Source organism: Variovorax ureilyticus (genome assembly GCF_050632185.1).
GTDB classification, from domain to species: Bacteria; Pseudomonadota; Gammaproteobacteria; order Burkholderiales; family Burkholderiaceae_C; genus Variovorax; species Variovorax ureilyticus_A.
Window position 1 is genome coordinate 965,567 of the sequence record NZ_CP192579.1, and the last position, 19,265, is coordinate 984,831.

The window sequence follows — 19,265 nt, forward strand, 5'->3', positions numbered from 1 at the left end:
GCCTCGCGGCGACCATTCGTTCACCCCGCGCCGTTGCGGGTGTTGAACACCGAAAGGATTCGCCATGAACGCCGCCACCCCCGATGCCGTCCGGCTCGCCGAGCAATACATCGCCGTCTGGAACGAGACCGACGAGGGCCGTCGCCTGAAGCTGCTCGAAACGCACTGGACCGACGACGCGCGCTACGTCGATCCGATTGCAGAGGCCAGCGGCCGCACTCAGATCAACGCGCTCGTCGGCGGTGTCCACCAGCGTTACCCGGGGTTCCGCTTCGCGCTCAAGGGTCGCGTGGACGGGCATGGCGATCAACTTCGCTTCTCGTGGACGCTCGGGCCGAGCGGCGCCGAGGATCTGATCGAAGGCACGGACTTCGTGCAGCTCGAAGCGGGCAAGCTGCAAACGGTCACCGGCTTCCTGGACAAGGTGCCGCACTGAGTTCGCCCCCAGCCTCGCCCACTGCGTGTGGCTCGGGCACCCCTCTCCGGGGGCAACCCCGGCGGCCCGGCGAAGCCGGTTCCGCGGGGTTTCTGGATCTACGGCTACGGCTTCGCCGCTTGTTCGAGCTCGCGGCGGATGTCCGCGGCGTTGCCGGGCCGCACCACGCGGCCGACTTCCACGCCGTCGCGCATGAAGACCAGCGTCGGCCAGAGCTTGACGTGGAAGGATCGGCCGAGCGGTCGCCCACTGGCGTCCTCGACCTTGAGGTGGCGCAGGTGCTGCGCATCGCGCAACGCCTCGCTGATCACCGGCTGGGCGGCCTTGCAGATGCCGCACCAGTTGGCGCCGAACTCGACCACCGTGAGGCCGGACATCGCGTCGACCTCGGCGCGGGAAGGTTGTTCTGTGGCGTAGGAACTCATCGCGCGATTCTGCTTGAGCGCCTCGAATCGCGCTCGACCGAGGCCGGCGGCCCGCCGGGTGCGAATCAGCTGATCAGCCTTCCGTTGGTGCTGACCACCGCCACGTCCACGAACTGGTTGCCTTCGCGGTTGGTCTTGCCGAAGTTGATCTTCACGCCGCCGAGGTCGAAGGCCTCGATGCGTTCCAGCCCCGCGATCACGGCCGCGCGCGTCGGCGCCGGACCGGCGCGGCGCAGGCCTTCGGCCAGCACGGCGGCATCCATGTAGCCCTCCAGGCTCGGCAGCGAGAACTCCTTGCTGCCGTTGGCGATCATGTCGGCCTGGTAGCGCCGCACGATCTCGAACTTGGTCGCATACGGCGACGGCACCACCATCGCGAAGCCCAGTCCGTGCGCGAGGTCGCCCATCGCGCTGAGCGACCCGGCCGTGATCGACAGCCCGTACGCACTGCTCTTGCCGCCCGCCGCCCGCAGCGCACGCACGAAGGCCGGCGCCGTGCCGGCCAGCCCGATGATCACGATCTGCGGGCTCGCTTCCGCGATCTGGCGCGCGGCCGGCTCGACATCCATGCTGGTGGTGCTCGGCGTGCTCGCGACTACCGCGGGTTCGAGCTTGACTTTCGCCAGCGCGGCCTTGTAGCCCGCGAGCAGCGACTGGCCGAGCGGGTCGTTCGAATACACGATGCCGATGCGCGACTGGCCCAGCACGGCTGCCGTGGCGATGAGCTTGTCGATTTCCTGGTCGTAGTTCGCGCGCACCCAGAAGGTGTTCGGATTCGCCTTCTTGCGCAGCGAGACGGTGCCGGTGTTCGGCCCCACCACTGCCATGCCGGGAACCGCGTCGCTGACCTCCGCCGTCTGGCGCGTGCCGAGCGGGTGCAGGATGGCCAGCGTCGAGCTGTCCGCCGCGAAGGAGAGGGCGTTGGCCTTGGCGATGTCGGGCTTGAACTGGTCGTCGGCCATGACCAGCTCGACCTTCGTGCCGTTGATGCCGCCAGCGCGGTTGAGCGCGTTGAAATAGGCGCTCGATCCGAGGAAGAGCCCGGTTCCGTTGGCCTTCTCGACGCTGCTGTTGTCGAAAGTGGCGCCGATCCGCAGGGTCTTGGCCTGCGCGAAGACTGGCAGTCCGAGGCCGGCGACGGCGGCGGCTCCGGCCAGCCGGCCGATGACTTGGCGCCGTGTCGGTTTCGGCGGGGGGTCGAAGGCGCGGGCCTTGGAATCACTCATGGTCAACGTCTCCAGAGCATGCCGACGATGGGGCACGCAGAAGTTTTTGCAACTATTGACAATAGCAACAAAGTGTAAATAGGTCTATCCGAACGGGCTGCGGCCCGGCCGGCGTTCTGTGGCAAACCGCACGAAGGCGGCGGCCGGATCAGACAGCGCGCCGGCTGCGGGGGAGCTTGCGATAGACGGTCGCGCGACTGATGCCCAGTGCGCGTGCGGCCTCGGCGACGTTGCCGCGTGCGTCTTCCACCGCCTTGCGGATCAGCGCGGTTTCCACGTCGCGCAGGCGCGGCCGGCCGCCGCCTTGCGATGACACGACAGGGCGGCTCGCGATCTGCGGCCGGACGTGTACGCGCAGGCCGGACCACAGCGGCACTTCGAGCAGCGGATCGCCACGCTTCGCCGCGTCGAAAAGCATCTGCGGCGGCAGCGCGAAGAGGTCGTTGCAGTGCAGCGCGGGCCCCGTGCCCAGCGGCTGGTGCAGCATGTGGCGTGCCGCCGCGTTCGCGCCGATGACGTAGCCATCCGCGTCGACGCACAGCAGGCCTTCGGCGTCGGCGCCCGGCGCGCAGCCCGGCCAGCCGATGCGCAGCCGCAGCTCGCACGGATGATCCTGCAGCAGCGCGTTCTCGATGCTGCGCGCCGACAGGGCGGCGAGATGGCGCAGCTCGGGCCGCTCGACCACCTGGACGCCGGTCAGGTCCAGCATGCCGATGCATTCGCCGCGCGGACCGAAGAGCGGCGCACCTGCGCAGCTGTAGATGCTGGTGTCGTCGAAGAAATGTTCGCCGCGGTGCAGCCACACCGACTCGTGTTCGGCCAGCGCCGTGCCGATCGCGGTGGTGCCGACCGCGCGCTCCGACAGGTCCACACCGATGCGAGCGATGTCTTGCGCATGGCGCGCGGCCGGATCGCTGCCGCCCGGCAGCGATCCGACGTCGACCACGATGCCGGCCGCATCCGTGAGGATCGCGAAGTAGCGCGTGTCGGCGATGGCGCGCGAAAGCCGCTCGATCACCGGCCGCGCCGCCGAGACCAGCGCCCGGTTGCGATCGGCGACACGCGCCGCGGCCTGCGCAGAAACCGGATCGAAGCTCACACGCTCCGTGGGCAGCCGCCCGGCCGCGAGGCAGCGCTGCCATGAACGCCGCAGCCAGGGTTCGACCCGCGTGCCTTGCACGGCGGCGGGTTCGCCGTCGATCCATTCGCGTCGTGCCTGGGCGATGGAAATGGAGCGCTCTGGCGGCGGCGAGGAGAGGGATGCGGTCATCGTGTGATTCGGGCCTGGGCGGCACCTGTTGGGCGTGGGCGTTGCCGGCGGGCAAGCTGTTTCATTTTGAGAATTTCAAGTGCCACGCGCAAGCGGCTAGGGTTTTGCCTAGGGTTCCGGTCAGGTGCGGCGGCCAAGATTCATGTGGCCGAATTCAGCCATCTCTTTCCTTCACAACGGAGACAGCCACATGCAGGTTTCTTTCACGGTCAACGACCGCGAGGTCACGGTCGACGCGCCGCCCAACACCTTCCTGGTCGAGGCGCTCCGGGAGCACCTCCATCTCACCGGCACGCACGTGGGCTGCGACACCGCGCAGTGCGGCGCGTGCACGGTCCACGTCAATGGACGTGCGGTGAAGTCCTGCAATGTGCTGGTGGCGCAGGTCGCCGGTGCGAAGGTCACGACCATCGAGGGCGTGGCCCAGGCCGACGGCACCATGCACCCCATGCAGGCCGCGTTCAAGGAGTGCCACGGCCTGCAATGCGGCTTCTGCACGCCGGGCATGGTGATGAGCGCCATCGACCTGTGCACGCATCACCCCAAGGCGAGCGAGACCGAGGTCCGCGAACTGCTCGACGGCAATCTCTGCCGCTGCACCGGCTATCAGAACATCGTCAAGGCGGTCATGATGGGCGGCGAGGCGATGGCCGGCAAGCCCGTGGCCAGCGTCTGAGGAGAACGACATGGGTGCATCCGACTTCTCCAACCTGCCGCATATCGGCGAGGCGCTGCGCCGCAAGGAGGACTACCGCTTCCTCACCGGCGCCGGCCAGTACACCGACGACGTGACCCTGGCCAACCAGGCACACGCAGTGTTCCTGCGTTCGCCGCATGCGCACGCGAACATCAAGTCCATCGACACGTCGGCCGCGCTCAAGATGCCCGGCGTGGTCGGCATCTTCACCGGCAAGGACATCGACGGAAAGATGGGCGGCCTGCCCTGCGGCTGGCTCATCAACAACCCCGACGGCACGCCGATGAAGGAGCCGCCGCATCCGATCCTTGCGATCGGCAAAGTGCGCTACGTCGGGGACCATGTCGCCATGGTCGTGGCCGAGACGGTCGAGCAGGCGAAAAACGCCGCCGAGGCGATCGTGGTCGACTACGAAGAGCTGCCCGCGCTGGTCAGCGTGGCCGATGCCGCGAAGAAGCAGAGCGGCGTCGTGATCCACGAGCAGGCGCCGGACAACCAGTGCTACAAGTGGACGATCGGCGACAAGGCCGGGGTCGATGCGGCATTCGCGAATGCGGCGCATGTGACCAAGCTCGATCTTGTCAACAACCGCCTCGTGCCCAATGCGATCGAACCGCGCGTCGCGATCGGCAGCTACAACCGCGCGAACGACGAGTACACGCTCTACGTCTCCAACCAGAACCCGCACGTCGAGCGCCTGCTGATGACGGCCTTCGTGCTCGGCCTGCCGGAGCACAAGGTGCGCGTGATCGCCCCCGACGTGGGCGGCGGCTTCGGCTCGAAGATCTATCTCTATGCGGAAGACGTGGCCCTGACCTGGGGCTCGAAGCAGCTCAACCGCAACATCAAGTGGACGGCGGAGCGTTCCGAATCCTTCCTCTCCGACGCCCACGGCCGCGATCACGTGAGCCACGCCGAGATGGCGATGGATGCCAACGGCAAGTTCCTTGCGCTGCGCGTGCATACCGATGCGAACCTGGGCGGCTACCTGTCGACCTTCTCGACCGCGATACCGACCATCCTCTACGCGACGCTGCTTGCGGGCCAGTACGCCACGCCGCAGGTCTACGTCGAAGTCGATGCGTGGTTCACCAACACCGCGCCGGTCGATGCCTACCGCGGCGCGGGCCGGCCGGAAGCCACCTACCTGCTCGAGCGACTGGTCTCGCGCTGCGCATGGGAGATGAACCTCGGCCAGGACGAGATCCGAAAGCGCAACTTCATCACCAGCTTCCCCTACCAGACGCCAGTGGCGCTGCAGTACGACACGGGCGACTTCCATGCCTGCATGGACAAGGCCAAGACGCTGGCCGACGTGGCCGGCTTCGGCGAGCGCAAGTCGGCGAGCGAGGCCAGGGGCAAGCTGCGCGGCATCGGCTACTCGAGCTACATCGAAGCCTGCGGCATCGCGCCGTCGAACATCGCGGGTGCGCTCGGGGCGCGCGCGGGTCTGTTCGAGTGCGGCGAGATTCGCGTCCATCCGACCGGCAGCGTGACGGTGTTCACCGGCTCGCACAGCCACGGACAGGGCCATGAGACCACCTTCGCGCAGGTGGTGGCCGCGCGCCTGGGCATCCCCGTCGAGAACGTGGACGTCGTGCACGGCGACACCGGACGCGTACCTTTCGGCATGGGCACCTACGGTTCGCGCTCGATCTCGGTCGGCGGCGCGGCGATCATGAAGGCGCTCGACAAGATCGAGACCAAGGCCAAGAAGATCGCGGCGCATCTGATGGAGGCCAGCGATGCCGACGTCGAATTCGCCAACGGCGAGTTCACCGTCAAGGGCACCGACAAGAAGATTCCCTTCGGGCAGGTCGCGCTCACGGCCTACGTGCCGCACAACTATCCGCTCGACAAGCTGGAGCCGGGGCTCAACGAAACAGCGTTCTACGACCCGACGAACTTCACTTTCCCGGGCGGCACCTACATCTGCGAGGTCGAGATCGACAAGCAGACCGGCGAAGTGCGGGTCGACCGCTTCACGGCCGTCGACGACTTCGGCACCATCATCAATCCGATGATCGTGGAAGGGCAGGTCCTGGGCGGCCTCGTGCAGGGCATCGGGCAGGCCTTGATGGAGAACTGCGTCTACGACAACGAGACAGGCCAGCTCCTCACCGGCAGCTTCATGGACTACGCCATGCCGCGCGCCGACGACTTCCCGATGTTCAAGCTCGATACCGTGTGCACGCCCTGCACCCATAACCCGCTGGGCACCAAGGGCTGCGGCGAGGCGGGTGCGATCGGTTCGCCGCCCGCGGTGATCAACGCGGTGCTCGATGCGCTCGCGCCGCTCGGCGTCAAGGACTTCGACATGCCGGCATCGCCCTACCGCGTGTGGGAAGCGATGCACAAGCAACCCTGAATACGAAAAAAGGTCAGAACACCATGTACGCCTTCACTCTCGAACGTCCCACGACCCTGGCCGATGCGGTCAAGCTCGCGGCGGCCGGCGCCAAGCCGCTCGCCGGCGGCCAGACGCTGCTGGCCTCGATGAAGCTGCGCCTTTCCGCCCCCGAGCAACTCGCCGACCTGAGCGGCATCAAGGAGCTCGCGGGGATCAGCAAGTCGGGCGATGCGCTCGTGATCGGTGCAATGACGCGGCATCTCGATGTCGCGAACAACGCCGACGTCAAGGCCGCCTTTCCGGCGCTCGCGTGGCTCGCTGCTCACATCGGCGACCGGCAGGTGCGCGCGATGGGCACCATCGGCGGCTCGGTTGCCAACAACGACCCGGCGGCGTGCTATCCGAGCGCGGTGCTCGCGAGCGGCGCGACGGTGGTCACCACGCAGCGCGAGATCGCGGCCGACGACTTCTTCCAGGGCCTCTTCACCACCGCGCTGACCGACGGCGAGCTCATCAAGGCGATCCGCTTCCCGATTCCGAAGCGCGCCGCCTACGAAAAGCTGCGCCAGAAGGCGTCGAACTTCCCGCTCGTGGGCGTGTTCGTCGCGCAATTCGACAGCGGCGTGCGCGTGGCGGTCACTGGCGCGGGCAACGGCGTGTTCCGGCACGCGGGGCTCGAGCAGGCGCTCGGCAAGGCCTTCACGCCGGAGTCGGCGGCCTCGGTGAAGATCGATTCGAGCGATCTCAACACCGACCTGCACGCGTCGGCCGCGTACCGCGCGAACCTCATCAGCGTGCTGACCCAGCGGGCCGTAGCGAAGGCGCTCGGGTAAGGCCGTTCGCCGCTTTGTTGTGCGCGGCAGGTGGCTGCGGGGCGGGCCATTCCCCGCAGCCTGCCTGTATTGCCAAGAGCCCTTAAGCTGCCGAGATGACCGATCACGACACCCCTCAGGCGGCTTCGCCGTTCTCCTCCATCGACGCCGTCGTGCAGGCGCTGCAGGGCGCCGGCTACTACGCGGACCGGCGGCTCGCCACGGCGGTGTTCCTGGCGCTCAAGCTGCAGCGCCCGCTGCTGCTCGAAGGCGAGCCCGGCGTCGGCAAGACCGAGCTGGCCAAGGCGCTGTCGACCGCGCTCAACCGCGAGCTGCTGCGGCTTCAGTGCTACGACGGCCTCGAACAGCGCGAGGCGCTCTACGAGTGGAACTACGCCGCGCAGATGCTGCACATGCGTGCGGCCGAGGCGCAGGGCATCTCCACCGACGTCGAATCCGAGGTCTACCAGCCGCGCTACCTGATCCGCCGCCCGCTGCTACAGGCGCTGCAGGCGCCCGCGCCCGGTGCGGTCCTGCTGATCGATGAAGTCGATCGCGCGGACGAGCCCTTCGAGGCCTTCCTTTTGGAGTACCTCGGCGAATACCAGGTCAGCATCCCGGAACTCGGCACCATCCGCGCGCTGGTCCCACCGGTCACGATCCTTACCAGCAATCGCACGCGCGAACTCAACGACGCGGTCAAGCGCCGCTGCCTCTATCACTGGCTCGACTATCCGGAGCGCGAACGCGAACTCGCGATCGTGCGCGCACAGGTGCCGCAAGCCAGCGCCGCGCTGTCCGAGCAGATCGCGAATTTCGTCGGCCGCCTGCGCAGCACGCCCTTTGCGAGCGCGTTCCAGCGTGGCCCCGGCATCGCCGAAAGCGTCGAATGGGCGAAGGCGCTGGTGGCGCTCGACACCATCGAGCTCGACCCGGAGATCGTGGTCGACACCGCGGGCATCCTCTTCAAGCAGCGCGATGACGTGGCCGCGCTGACGCACGCGATGGCGACGGATCTCCTCAGGCCCGAGGAGGAGGCTGCGCCTTGAATACTGCCCATCAGCTTGGCGACGCTCGCCGCGGCAAGATGGCGGGCAACATGCTGGGCTTCGGCCGTGCGCTGCGCCGCGCCGGCGTGCGCACCGATTCGATGCGCATCGCGCTCGCCGCCGAGGCCGCGACGCTCGTGGGTATCGAGAACCGCCTCGATCTCGCCGCGGCGATGGAGGCCGTGATGATCAGCCGCGAGGAGGACCGGCTGGTGTTCCGCGAACTCTTCGATGCGTGGTTTCGCGATCCCGAGCTGGCCAACAAGCTGCTCGCGCAGATGCTGCCGAGCGCCGAGGGCAAGGCGGAGCCCTCCAGGCGCCGGCCGCGGGTGCGCGAAGCGCTGGCGCCCCGCGCGCTGGCGCACGCGCGGCGCAGAACGAACGAGAGGTCGAATTCGACGCCGCGATGACCGCGAGCGACCGCGCGCGTCTTCACCACGCCGATTTCAACGCGCTCGGCGCGGCGGAATACCGCCTCGTCGAACGCCTGGCCCGCGACATCGCGCTGCCGATCCCGACGCTGCCCGCGCGGCGGCTGCGCGTCACCGGCGATGCAGGCGCGCATTCGCGCATGCACTGGCCCGGCGTGCTGCACGGGGCGGCACGCACCGGCGGCGAGATCCTGCGCCTGCCGCGATGGGCGCGGCGCAAGGAACCGCTGCCGCTCCTGGTGCTGGTCGACGTGTCGGGCTCGATGGAGCGCTACGCGCGGCTGCTGCTTGCGTTCCTGCACGCCTCGACACGGCACTCAGGCCGGCGCGACGTCTTCGCCTTCGGCACGCACCTGACCGACTTGACGCCCGCCTTCCGGCTCGCCGACACCGACGCGATGCTCGCCGCCGCGAGCGAAGCCATCGACGACTTCGCCGGTGGCACCCGGCTCGGCGAATCACTGGTCGAGCTGCGCCGCCGCCATGCGCGGCGCCTCACCGGCCGTCGCACGCTGGTGCTGGTGATCAGCGACGGGCTCGACACCGGCGAGCCCGAGGTCCTCGACAACGAATTGCAGTGGCTCAAGCGCCATTCGCGCCGGGTGCTGTGGCTGAACCCGCTGCTGCGCTTCGAGGGCTACGCACCCCTTGCCCGTGGTGCGGCCTTGTTGCACCGCCATGCAGACGCGATGCTGGCGGTCCACAATCTCAGCGCCCTGGAACAACTGGCAACGAGCCTCGCTGCCCTCATGCGGTCGGGTCGCTAGCCCGCCGCGACAAGACACCCACAAGGAAGATTCATCATGGAAATGCTCGGCAACCGCACGCTCGGGATCACGCAGCAACAGGCCTGGGACGCACTCAACGACCCGGAGACGCTGAAGAAGTGCATCCCGGGCTGCGACAAGTTCGAGTTGACCGGCGACAACGAATACAGCGTCGGGCTGGCGGTCAAGATCGGTCCGGTCTCTGCCAAGTTCAATGGCAAGGTCACGCTGTCGGACATCCAGGCGCCCGACGGCTACAAGCTCACGTTTGAAGGGCAGGGCGGGGTGGCGGGCTTTGCCAAGGGCTCGTCGGGCGTCTTGCTCAAGCCTTCGGGCGATGGCGCCGAAGGCTGCGAGCTCGACTACACGGTCCAGGCGCAAGTCGGCGGCAAGATCGCGCAGCTCGGGCAGCGGCTGATCGACGGTGCGGCCAAGTCCACGGCCGACGATTTCTTCAAGCGCTTCGAAGCCGAGATGCAGAGCCGCTACGGCCCGCCGCCCGCCGACGCGCCGGCCGAAGGCGAGGCGGCACCGGCCGAGAAGGAGGGTGCGATGGCGGGCCTCATGCGGAAGATCGGGTTCGGCAAGAAGGACAAGGGCGAGGAAGGCGGGGCGGCCGAGAAGCCGGCTGACTGAACGGCAAAAAGACGGAAAGCGTCAGAGAGATAGAGAGAGGCAGAGTATGGAAAACCTCGATGTGATGGTGCTTCGCGCGCTGCGCGACTGGCGACTCGCCGGCCGCCGGGCGCTGTTGTCGACGGTGGTGCGCACCTGGGGTTCGTCGCCCCGCCCGATCGGATCGATCATGGCGATGGCGGAAGACGGCGCGGTAGTCGGCTCGGTATCGGGCGGCTGCGTCGAAGACGACCTGATCGCGCGCTACACCCGCGCGCACGGCGACGGCACGATGCCCACCGGCAAGCCGGCCTTCGTCAAGTACGGCGTCACCGCCGATGAGGCGCACCGCTTCGGATTGCCCTGCGGCGGCACGCTCGAGCTGCTGCTCGAATACGACCCCGATCCCGCATCGCTGCAGACGCTCGTGGCGGCGCTCGAACGCGGGCGGCTCATGCAGCGGACAGTGACGCTCGCCGACGGGTCGGTGAAGCTGGCCGAGGCTGCATCGCCGGCGGCGTTGACCGTCAACGACGTGGAGCTCGTCAACACCTTCGGCCCCGAGTACCGCATGCTGCTGATCGGCGCCGGCCAGCTCGCCGAATACCTTGCGACGATGGCGCAGTTCAGCGGCTTCGCGGTCACGCTGTGCGACCCGCGCACCGAATACCAGACCTCGTGGAACGTGCCGGGCGTGACCACCACCACCGAGATGCCCGATGACGCGGTGGTCGCCTTCAAGCCCGATCGCCGCAGTTGCGTGGTCGCGCTCACGCACGACCCGAAGCTCGATGACCTCGCCTTGCTGGAGGCCTTGCAGAGCGAGGCGTTCTATGTCGGCGCGATCGGCTCGCGCCGCAATGCCGAGGCGCGGCGCGACCGCATGATCAAGCACTTCGACCAGACCGAAGCCTCGCTGGCACGCCTGCGCGGGCCGATCGGCATCTACATCGGCAGCAAGACGCCGCCGGAGATCGCGGTGAGCGTGATGGCGGAAATCCTCGCGGTGAAGAATGCGGTGCAGTTGCCGCGAGAAGCGGCAGTCGCGATCGCGAAGGCCGCGGCGGCGGCGGTTTGAGGCGCCTTTAGCGGCGGGTGTCCATCAGCCCGCCGAGGAAGGTGGTGCTGCGGCCCATCGACCGGCGCATCTCCTTCGATTCGAGCGATTCGCTGCGGGACATCGAGAACAGGAACAGACAGGCCACGATCGCGACGCACACGCCCGCAGCGATCAGCAGACCGGCCAGCGAACCGAAATAGAAAGCGAGTGCGAGGAGGCCGAGATTGGCGAGAAGAACGAGGGCGCGCATGGCCTCACAGGCTATCAGAGAACGGTGACGCCAACGGCCCGCTGCGCTGGGGAAAAACACTGAACACTTAATGCTGCTGCGCGCCATGCCGACATCTCTGTCCGACGACATTCCGGGTGGCTCCAGGGCTTGCTGGATCGAGGCGCCCGGCCGTGCGGTGATCCGCGCCGCAGCGGTTCCCGCGGCCGCAGCGGGGCAGGTGCAGGTCCGGGCGCTTCACTCCGCGGTCAGCCGTGGCACCGAGATGCTGGTGTTTCGCGGCGAGGTGCCGAAGTCGGAGTTCCAGCGGATGCGCGCGCCGTTCCAGGAAGGCGATTTCCCGGCGCCCGTGAAGTATGGCTATGCGAGCGTCGGCGTCGTCGAGGTGGGCCCCGAGTCGCTGAAGGGGCGTTACGTGTTCTGCCTGCATCCCCACCAGACGCGCTACGTCGTTCCGGTGGATGCGGTGCATGTGCTGCCCGATGGGCTTCCCCCTGCGCGCGCGGTGCTCGCAGCGAACATGGAGACCGCCGTGAATGCCCTCTGGGATGCGGCGCCGCGCGTGGGCGATCGCGTGGCGGTGGTGGGCGGCGGGGTGGTCGGGCTGCTGGTGGCCTGGCTCGCGGGGCGCATGCCGGGTTGCACGGTGGAACTCGTCGACGTGCGCGCGTCGCGGCGTACGGTGGCCGAGGCGCTGGGCGTTGGTTTCGCGACGCCGCGGGATGCGACGCCCGATGCGGATCTGGTGGTGCACGCCAGCGGCGATCCGCAAGGACTCGTCACCGCGTTGAAGCTCGCCGCCTTCGAGGCATCGGTCATCGAGATGAGCTGGTACGGCACGCGCGATGTGCCGCTGCCGCTGGGCGAAGCCTTTCATTCGCGCCGGCTCACGCTCAGGAGTTCGCAGGTCGGCCATGTGGCGACGGCGCAGCGTGCGCGGTGGGATCGCCGTCGACGAATGGCGCTGGCGCTTTCGCTGCTGCGCGACCCGGTGCTCGACGTGCTGATCACCGACAGCGCGCCCTTCGATAAATTGCCTGTGGTGCTCGAGAGGCTTTCCAGCGGCGCGCTCGACACGCTGTGCCAGCGCATCGACTATCCCTGAACCGCTCTTCGCTTCCGAAAGGCCCGCATGTACAGCGTCAATGTCCGCGACCATTTCATGATTGCCCACAGCTTCACCGGCGAGGTGTTCGGGCCGGCGCAGCGCCTGCATGGCGCGACCTATGTGGTCGACCTCGAAATGCGCCGCGCCGAACTCGATATGGACGGGGTGGTGGTGGACATCGCGCTCGCGACCGAGGTGCTGCGCCGCGTGCTCGGTGAACTCACCCTGCGCAACCTAGACGACGATCCGGCATTCAAGGGCAGGAATACGACGACCGAATTCATGGCGCGCGTGATCTTCGACCGCGTGGCCGCGCGCATCGCCGCGGGCGAACTCGGCCCGCACGCGGGCGGCCTTTCGAGCCTGCGCGTGCGGCTGAACGAATCGCACGTCGCGTGGGCGGCGTACGAGGGCGCCTTGCCAGCGCGCATGTCGTGAATGGGCGCTGCAGCTTTCTCGTGCCGGGCGAGCTCGGGGCGCGCACCGGCGGCTCCACCTACGACCGGCACATCATCAATGGCCTGCACGCGTTGGGCTGGCATGTCGATGTGCGCTCGCTTGGCGAAGGCTGGCCGATGCCTGACGACGCGGTCATGGAGGCTGCCCGTCAGGCGGTGGAGACATTGCCCGAGGATTCGCTGGTCGTCGCGGATGGCCTGGTCTTCGGTGCGATGCCCGGGCTTGCAGAGGCGCATGCGAAGCGGCTGCGGTGGGTGGCGCTCGTGCATCACCCGCTCGCGCTCGAGACCGGGCTCGATGCGACCGCGCAGACCATGCTTTTCGACAGCGAATGCAGAGCGCTCGCGACGGTGCGCGCCGTGATCGTCACCAGCCCTTCCACCGCCCGCGCGCTGGCGACCTATGAGGTCCCGGCTTCGCGCATCACCGTGGTCGAGCCGGGCACGGAGCCTGCGCCGCTCGCGACCGGGTCGGGCACGGGCGATCTGCATCTGCTCTGTGTGGCGAACCTGACGCCGCGCAAGGGCCATGCGTTGCTGATCGATGCGCTCGCCGGACTGCGCGACCGGCGCTGGGTGCTGCATTGCGTCGGCAGCCTCACGATGGATGCCGCATGCACCTCGGCGCTCGGGGCGGCGATCGATCGCCACGGCCTGCGCGATCGCGTGATGCTGCACGGCGAGCAGGACGAAGCGGCGCTGCGTGTGTTCTACGCGCGTGCGGATGCGTTCGTGCTGCCGTCCTTCCACGAGGGCTACGGCATGGCGCTCGCCGAGGCGGCGGCACACGGTCTGCCGGTGATCAGCACCACGGCCGGCGCGATTCCGGACACCGTGCCGGCCGGTGCGGGCGTGCTCGTGCCGCCCGGCGATGGGCAGGCGTTGCGCGCGGCCTTGCAGCGGCTGATGGACGACACCGCGTGGCGCGAGCAGCTCGCGTCAGGCGCGAAAGCCGCGCGGCATCGGTTGCCGACGTGGGGGGACAGCGCGGCGCGCTTTGCGTCGGCGTTGGTTGCGCTTGAAACGCCTTCCGACGAATGAATGCCTTCAGTGCCGGCTGGCTGGCCCTGCGCGAACCCTTCGATCGCGAGGCGCGCGCCGGCGCTTGCGCGTCGTTCGATCTCGAAGGCCTCGCGGCACGGCTGCGTGGCGAGGCATCGGCCTTGACGGTGCTCGACCTGGCCTGCGGCACCGGTGCGAACCTGCGGGCACTCGCGCCTCGCCTGGGTGGCGTGCAGCGCTGGACGCTGGTCGATCACGACCCGCGATTGCTGGCAGCGATGCCGGCTGTGTTCACGCCGTGGGCGCGGGCGACGGGGCTGTCCATGAACACGGGCGGGGGCCGCCTCTGCCTTGAAGGATCGGCGTTGAAGGTCGAGGTCGAGATGCTGCATTGCGATCTTGCGCAGCCGCTCGATGCGGCGCTGCTCGGGCGCCATCGCCTGATCACCGCATCGGCGCTGCTCGATCTGGTATCGGTGCGATGGATCGATGCGCTGGCCGTGTGTGCGCGCAAGGCCGAAGCGGCGCTGCTGTTCGCATTGAGCGTCGACGGAAGCGCCCTGTGGCAGCCCAGCCTGCGGGACGACGACGGCGTGGGCCGCCTGTTCGCTGCGCATCAGCGCCGCGACAAGGGCTTCGGCCCCGCGCTTGGCGGCGACGCCGTGCAATGGACCGCCGCGCGGCTCTCGTCGTTGGGCTATGAGGTCACGCAAGCAGCGAGCGACTGGCGCATCGACGGCCGCGACGGTGCGCATTCGATGGCCATGTTGCGCGCCATGGTCGAAGGTGCAGCGGCCGCGGCCATCGAGCAGGACCCATCGGCTGCCCCGTGGATCAGGGACTGGACCGCGCAGCGGCTCGACCGGGTCGAACGCACGACCCTGCGCGTCGGCCACCGCGATCTTCTGGCGACCTTGCCTTGAGGCGTGTTCAGTCCCGGGAGCCGGGGCACGTCTCGCGCAGGTCAAGGTCCCACAGCACGTCCGCGCCCATGCGGAACACGCGCCCCGACGGCCGCAGGCAGTCGCGCATCGCGGCGCTTCGCGGAATCTGCAGTCCGGGTCGCCCGGACCCGATGACGACCGGCGCGATGCTGAGATGCAACCGGTCGAGGCAGCCCTGCGCGATGAAGCGCGAGACCGTGACGCCGCCGCCCTCGACGAAGAGCACCCGTAGATCGCGTGACGCGAGTTCGGTCACCAGCGCGCGCAGGTTCAGCCCGCCGTCGCCATCCACCATCGCGGGCACGCCGAGCACCTGATCGGCGCCGAAGCGCCGGGCCGCCTCCACAGCGCGGCTGGCATCGCAGGCGAGCAGGGTCGGCGCGATGCGGTCCGACAGCGCGCGCAGTGTGGGCGGCAGCCGCAGCGCCGGGTCGATCAGTACGCGCACCGGATGTCGTCCGTCGACATGCCGCGTGGTGAGCTGCGGATCGTCGATGGCCGCCGTGTTCGCGCCGACGATGACCGCATCGCAGAGCGCGCGCAGGCGGTGCAGATGCACCAGCACCTCGCGGCCGTTGACGTAATGCGAATCGCCGCTGTGCGTTGCAACGTAGCCGTCGAGGCTCTGGCCGAGCTGTCCGATGACCCACGGCGTGCCTCCGCGTGGCCGGTCGAGCAAGGGCTTGATGAGCTCGAACAGCTCGACCGCCGGGTCATCCCACACGCCGCGCAGCGAGAAGCCGTGCGCTGCGTCGCCCGCAAGCGGCGCATCGGCCCGCCGCGGCGGGCATGCCAGTTGGCCACGGCGATGCAAGGCGATGTCGAGGCACAGGGGCCAGAGCGCATCGACGCCGGGAATGGCGGTGGGGGCGGGCATCATCTTCCGCCATGCTAAGGCTACAGTGGCAGACCAGTCACGGGAACCATCATGAATTCGAACATCGTCATCATCGGCGGCGGCCACGCGGCCGCGCAGCTCTGTGCCGGCCTCGTGGACGCGGGGCAGGGCGCGCGCATTCACCTGGTGTGCGAGGAAGCGGCCATTCCCTATCACCGGCCGCCGCTGTCCAAGACCTTCCTCAAGAGCCCGGACGAGGTGCCGCAGCAGCATCGTGCCGAAGCCTGGTATGCGGATGCGGGCATCACCCTGCATCTGGGTGATCCGGCGCAGGCCATCGATCGACAGGCGCGCACCGTCACGCTCAAGTCGGGCGCGGTGCTCGGGTGGGAGCGACTGGTGCTCGCCACCGGCACGCGCGCGCGTCGCATCTCGGCGCTCGAAGGTCTGGAGAACGTGGCGTTGCTGCGCGCGGCCCATGAGGCGGTGCAACTGCGCGACAAGCTCGCTGCGGCGCAGCATGTGACCGTGCTCGGCGGCGGCTTCATCGGGCTCGAAGTGGCGGCGACCGCGCTGGCGCTGGGCAAGCAGGTGCTGGTGCTCGAAAGCGCGCCTCGGCTGCTGGGCCGCGCGGTGTCTCCAGAGCTGTCGGCGCATGTGCTTGCGACGCACCGGGCGGCGGGCATGGACATTCGCGTTGGCGTGAAGACGGGTGTACGGCAGGTCGACGGCGACCATCTGACCGCGATCGAGATCGATGGCCAGCCGCAGCCGATCGATCTTCTGCTGCTCGGGATCGGCGCGGTGCCGGAGATCGCGCTCGCACAGGCGGCCGGCCTCGAATGCGCCGACGGGGTCGTGGTCGATGCCTTCATGCAGACCAGCGACGAGGCGATCCTCGCGGTCGGCGACTGCACGCGCTTTCCGGACCAGCGCTCGGACGCGCCGCTGCGGCTCGAGTCGGTGCAGAACGCGAACGACCAGGCGCGCACCGCGGTGGCAACGCTCACCGGGGCACCGCGTCCGCATGACGTGGTGCCGTGGTTCTGGTCGGATCAGGGAAGCCTGCGTCTGCAGATGGCGGGACTGGTGCCGGCACCGGGCACGCCGGGCGCGCTCACGGTCCGCCGGCTGGGCGCGAATGCGGCGTCGTTCTCGCTGCTGCACTACGTCGGGGCTCAGCTGCGTTGCGTCGAATCGGTGAACGCACCGGTCGACCACATGATGAGCCGCAAGCTGCTCGAAGCGGGCCGCAGCCCTGATCCTTCGGTCGCGGCCGATCCGGCCGTCCCGCTGAAGTCGCTCCTGGCCTAGGAGTCGTTGCGCGCCGGGGAGGCCGTGACGTTCTTGCGAATCTCGGCGTCCATCATGCGCGTCCCGGCCGCGAGCGCGGCCTCGTAGGTGTCTGCTCCGAACTCGGCTGCGCGCAGAACCTTGCGTGGTGCGCCGCCTGCGTCGGTTTCGAGAAGCGTCCAGATGAACGAGCCGGGCGCCGGCTCGTCGACGACGAGTTTGATCGGGTTGTTCATGCCTTGATGGTGGGTGCGCGCCCCCGGATTTTCTGTAGGCCGATGACGACGTTACGCCCGTGTCATCGATGCCGAGACGTCCAAAATCGTGCACTTTTTGGCACGTCGGGGGGCGTCAAGTGCGAGACCGATGAGTACCCATGTAAGTGTAGTTAGTATGTATTACATGAATACCGAGCGCGACAACTTCCATGACTGGCACCGGGACAAGCCGGACACGACATCGTTTTCCGGCCTTCACCGCAACGAAATGCCTGCCTACCACCCGCCTGTCGCGCGCTGGGGCCGGTTGCTTTTCTTCACCATTCTCGGGGTTGCGCTGGTTCTGGGCTTCAAGTATTTCGCCGGCCTCTGAGCCTGTTCAGCCCAGCGCGCCGAGGCGCTTCCAACAAGAAGGTCGCTCGTCTACGCTCTCGTGCCGCGCCCGACCGGGCGCGGAGCTCCCCTCCATCCATCCCCGGCACCACCATGGAAAGGACCACATGAGCACCATCACCACCCAAGACGGCACGCAGATCTTCTACAAGGACTGGGGCAAAGGCCAGCCGATCGTGTTCTCCCACGGCTGGCCGCTCACCGCGGATGCGTGGGATGCGCAAATGGTCTTCCTCGGCGAGCGTGGCTGTCGGGTGATCGCGCACGACCGGCGCGGGCATGGCCGCTCGAGCCAGCCCTGGGACGGCAATCACATGGATACCTACGCCGACGATCTCGCCGAACTGATGAACAAGCTCGACATCCAGGACGCGGTGATGGTCGGCCACTCCACCGGCGGCGGCGAGGTCGCGCGCTACATCGGTCGGCATGGCACCTCGCGCGTCGCCAAGGCGGTGCTGCTCGGCGCGGTGCCGCCGCTGATGCTCAAGACTGCGGCGAATCCGGGCGGGCTGCCGCTGGAGGTCTTCGACGGCATTCGCACGGCCGTGACCGCCGACCGCTCGCAATTCTTCATGGACCTCACGATGCCGTTCTACAACTACAACCGGCCGGGCGCGAAGGTGTCGCAGGGCGTGCGCGACTCGTTCTGGCTGCAGGGCATGCTGGGCGGACACAAGGGGCTTCTGGACTGCATCAAGCAGTTCTCCGAGACGGACTTCACCGAGGACCTGAAGAAGTTCGACGTGCCGACGCTGATCGCGCATGGCGATGACGACCAGATCGTGCCGATCGGCGCCTCGGCCATGCTGTCGGCGAAGCTGGTCAAGGGCTCGACGCTGAAGGTCTACCCGGGCGGCTCGCACGGGCTGGCGACGACGCGGGCCGCCGAATTCAATGCCGATCTGCTGGCATTCATCAAGGGCTGACCGCGACTTGCGAACATCCGGGGGCGGCTGCCTGTTTCCGAGGCAATGCAGCGGCAACCCGCATGGCGACTCGATTCGAGCCCGGACCTCCACGCACTACACACAACGTTATCCACAAAACCCCGGTACAAGTCGGCGCAGCTGAGGCTTAGGATCGCGCCACAGAGGCAAGAATGGACAACAAGACATCCCCGGGCGACACCCACGATCTTGAGATCTGGGCATCTCGAATGGCGGCGATCACGCCGGACATCCACACACACGGCAACCTGACCGAGCGCAGCATCGCGAGCCTGTTGCGCATGGTCCGCGAGCAGCTCGATCTCGAGGTGGTGTTCGTCGGCGAATTCGTGGATGACCACCGCGTCTTCCGCCACATCTCGTCGAAGGCGATCGACGCGATCATCAAGCCGGGCCAGGGCCATCCGCGCATCGAGTCGATTTGCCAGCGCATCTTGGACGGGCGCATGCCCTGCGTCATCCCGAACGTCACACCGATCCGGACGTCGAACGGCCTGCCTGAGTACTACCACGGGATGGGCGCGCATGTCGGCGTTCCGGTGCGGTTCACGGATGGCCGCCTGTACGGCGTGCTCTGCGGATTCAGCTTCGAGCCCCGCGCAGACCTCGACGAGCGCGACGTGAAACGCCTCGAGATGGCCGCCAAGGCCGCCGCGAGGCTGCTGGCGCAGGCCGAAGGGCGCGAATGATCGGC

The 19,265-nt window shown here is 68.2% G+C and carries 21 protein-coding genes and 1 pseudogene; 16 read left to right on the plus strand and 6 right to left on the minus strand.

Going from position 1 to position 19,265, the window contains the following annotated elements:
* Window positions 1-64 precede the first annotated feature (64 nt).
* The gene (locus tag ACQ858_RS04690) at window positions 65-436 is read left to right on the plus strand and encodes a nuclear transport factor 2 family protein (RefSeq protein ID WP_431275635.1); all 372 of its coding nucleotides are present in this window, start codon (window positions 65-67) and stop codon (window positions 434-436) included.
* Between the two features lie 104 nt (window positions 437-540).
* Here ACQ858_RS04690 and ACQ858_RS04695 read toward each other — a convergent pair whose 3' ends face one another.
* From ACQ858_RS04695 to ACQ858_RS04705, 3 genes are all read right to left on the minus strand, one after another.
* Window positions 541-861 (minus strand): thioredoxin family protein, encoded by a 321-nt coding sequence (locus ACQ858_RS04695; RefSeq protein ID WP_431275636.1) that lies wholly within the window; start codon window positions 859-861, stop codon window positions 541-543.
* 65 nt (window positions 862-926) lie between these two features.
* Window positions 927-2,087, minus strand: coding sequence for an ABC transporter substrate-binding protein (locus ACQ858_RS04700; RefSeq protein ID WP_431275637.1), 1,161 nt, complete (start codon window positions 2,085-2,087; stop codon window positions 927-929).
* A gap of 148 nt (window positions 2,088-2,235) precedes the next feature.
* Entirely contained in the window at window positions 2,236-3,357 is a 1,122-nt protein-coding gene (locus ACQ858_RS04705; RefSeq protein ID WP_431275638.1) for a helix-turn-helix domain-containing protein, read from the minus strand.
* A 190-nt stretch (window positions 3,358-3,547) separates the two neighbouring features.
* On the opposite strand from ACQ858_RS04705, the gene ACQ858_RS04710 reads away from it, so the two are divergent.
* The 7 genes and pseudogenes from ACQ858_RS04710 (at window position 3,548) to ACQ858_RS04740 (ending at window position 11,156) form a co-directional block, all read left to right on the plus strand.
* Window positions 3,548-4,033: a (2Fe-2S)-binding protein gene (locus ACQ858_RS04710; protein WP_431275639.1), complete on the plus strand. Its 486-nt coding sequence runs from the start codon at window positions 3,548-3,550 to the stop codon at window positions 4,031-4,033.
* 10 nt (window positions 4,034-4,043) lie between these two features.
* Window positions 4,044-6,422, plus strand: a complete 2,379-nt coding sequence (locus ACQ858_RS04715) for a xanthine dehydrogenase family protein molybdopterin-binding subunit (RefSeq protein ID WP_431275640.1) — start codon at window positions 4,044-4,046, stop codon at window positions 6,420-6,422.
* A gap of 23 nt (window positions 6,423-6,445) precedes the next feature.
* Window positions 6,446-7,237 carry an FAD binding domain-containing protein gene (locus tag ACQ858_RS04720; RefSeq protein WP_431275641.1) on the plus strand — a complete coding sequence of 264 codons (792 nt, stop codon included), beginning with the start codon at window positions 6,446-6,448 and terminating at the stop codon, window positions 7,235-7,237.
* A gap of 95 nt (window positions 7,238-7,332) precedes the next feature.
* Entirely contained in the window at window positions 7,333-8,265 is a 933-nt protein-coding gene (locus tag ACQ858_RS04725) for an AAA family ATPase (protein ID WP_431275642.1), read from the plus strand.
* A gap of 38 nt (window positions 8,266-8,303) precedes the next feature.
* A pseudogene (locus tag ACQ858_RS04730) lies at window positions 8,304-9,463 on the plus strand (vWA domain-containing protein).
* A 36-nt stretch (window positions 9,464-9,499) separates the two neighbouring features.
* Complete coding sequence (locus ACQ858_RS04735; protein WP_431275643.1) at window positions 9,500-10,099, plus strand: CoxG family protein; 600 nt, start codon at window positions 9,500-9,502, stop codon at window positions 10,097-10,099.
* A gap of 46 nt (window positions 10,100-10,145) precedes the next feature.
* The gene (locus tag ACQ858_RS04740; protein WP_431275644.1) at window positions 10,146-11,156 is read left to right on the plus strand and encodes an XdhC family protein; all 1,011 of its coding nucleotides are present in this window, start codon (window positions 10,146-10,148) and stop codon (window positions 11,154-11,156) included.
* A gap of 7 nt (window positions 11,157-11,163) precedes the next feature.
* On the opposite strand, the gene ACQ858_RS04745 is transcribed toward ACQ858_RS04740, so the two are convergent.
* Window positions 11,164-11,388 carry a hypothetical protein gene (locus tag ACQ858_RS04745; RefSeq protein ID WP_431275645.1) on the minus strand — a complete coding sequence of 75 codons (225 nt, stop codon included), beginning with the start codon at window positions 11,386-11,388 and terminating at the stop codon, window positions 11,164-11,166.
* 85 nt (window positions 11,389-11,473) lie between these two features.
* On the opposite strand from ACQ858_RS04745, the gene ACQ858_RS04750 reads away from it, so the two are divergent.
* From ACQ858_RS04750 to ACQ858_RS04765, 4 genes are read left to right on the plus strand one after another with little or no spacing between them, the layout of a single operon-like run.
* Window positions 11,474-12,472: a zinc-dependent alcohol dehydrogenase gene (locus ACQ858_RS04750; RefSeq protein ID WP_431275646.1), complete on the plus strand. Its 999-nt coding sequence runs from the start codon at window positions 11,474-11,476 to the stop codon at window positions 12,470-12,472.
* Between the two features lie 27 nt (window positions 12,473-12,499).
* Window positions 12,500-12,913 (plus strand): 6-pyruvoyl trahydropterin synthase family protein, encoded by a 414-nt coding sequence (locus ACQ858_RS04755; RefSeq protein ID WP_431275647.1) that lies wholly within the window; start codon window positions 12,500-12,502, stop codon window positions 12,911-12,913.
* Entirely contained in the window at window positions 12,910-13,974 is a 1,065-nt protein-coding gene (locus ACQ858_RS04760; RefSeq protein ID WP_431275648.1) for a glycosyltransferase family 4 protein, read from the plus strand. Before ACQ858_RS04755 ends, ACQ858_RS04760 begins: the two co-directional genes overlap by 4 nt.
* Window positions 13,971-14,858: a class I SAM-dependent methyltransferase gene (locus tag ACQ858_RS04765; RefSeq protein ID WP_431275649.1), complete on the plus strand. Its 888-nt coding sequence runs from the start codon at window positions 13,971-13,973 to the stop codon at window positions 14,856-14,858. Before ACQ858_RS04760 ends, ACQ858_RS04765 begins: the two co-directional genes overlap by 4 nt.
* A 7-nt stretch (window positions 14,859-14,865) precedes the next feature.
* Here ACQ858_RS04765 and ACQ858_RS04770 read toward each other — a convergent pair whose 3' ends face one another.
* Window positions 14,866-15,756 carry a RibD family protein gene (locus ACQ858_RS04770; protein WP_431275650.1) on the minus strand — a complete coding sequence of 297 codons (891 nt, stop codon included), beginning with the start codon at window positions 15,754-15,756 and terminating at the stop codon, window positions 14,866-14,868.
* A 51-nt stretch (window positions 15,757-15,807) separates the two neighbouring features.
* On the opposite strand from ACQ858_RS04770, the gene ACQ858_RS04775 reads away from it, so the two are divergent.
* A complete protein-coding gene (locus tag ACQ858_RS04775) occupies window positions 15,808-17,031 on the plus strand; it encodes an NAD(P)/FAD-dependent oxidoreductase (protein ID WP_431275651.1) in 1,224 nt (407 codons plus the stop codon).
* Here the strand turns inward: ACQ858_RS04775 and ACQ858_RS04780 are convergent.
* Window positions 17,028-17,246 (minus strand): hypothetical protein, encoded by a 219-nt coding sequence (locus ACQ858_RS04780; RefSeq protein WP_431275652.1) that lies wholly within the window; start codon window positions 17,244-17,246, stop codon window positions 17,028-17,030. The genes ACQ858_RS04775 and ACQ858_RS04780 overlap by 4 nt on opposite strands.
* Window positions 17,247-17,412: 166 nt before the next feature.
* On the opposite strand from ACQ858_RS04780, the gene ACQ858_RS04785 reads away from it, so the two are divergent.
* The 3 genes from ACQ858_RS04785 (at window position 17,413) to ACQ858_RS04795 (ending at window position 19,260) form a co-directional block, all read left to right on the plus strand.
* Window positions 17,413-17,601, plus strand: coding sequence for a hypothetical protein (locus ACQ858_RS04785; RefSeq protein ID WP_431275653.1), 189 nt, complete (start codon window positions 17,413-17,415; stop codon window positions 17,599-17,601).
* Window positions 17,602-17,728: 127 nt separating this feature from the next.
* Window positions 17,729-18,550 (plus strand): alpha/beta fold hydrolase, encoded by an 822-nt coding sequence (locus tag ACQ858_RS04790; protein WP_431275654.1) that lies wholly within the window; start codon window positions 17,729-17,731, stop codon window positions 18,548-18,550.
* A 173-nt stretch (window positions 18,551-18,723) separates the two neighbouring features.
* On the plus strand, window positions 18,724-19,260 hold the full coding sequence (locus ACQ858_RS04795; protein WP_431275655.1) for a GAF domain-containing protein: 537 nt from the start codon (window positions 18,724-18,726) through the stop codon (window positions 19,258-19,260).
* Window positions 19,261-19,265: the final 5 nt, after the last annotated feature.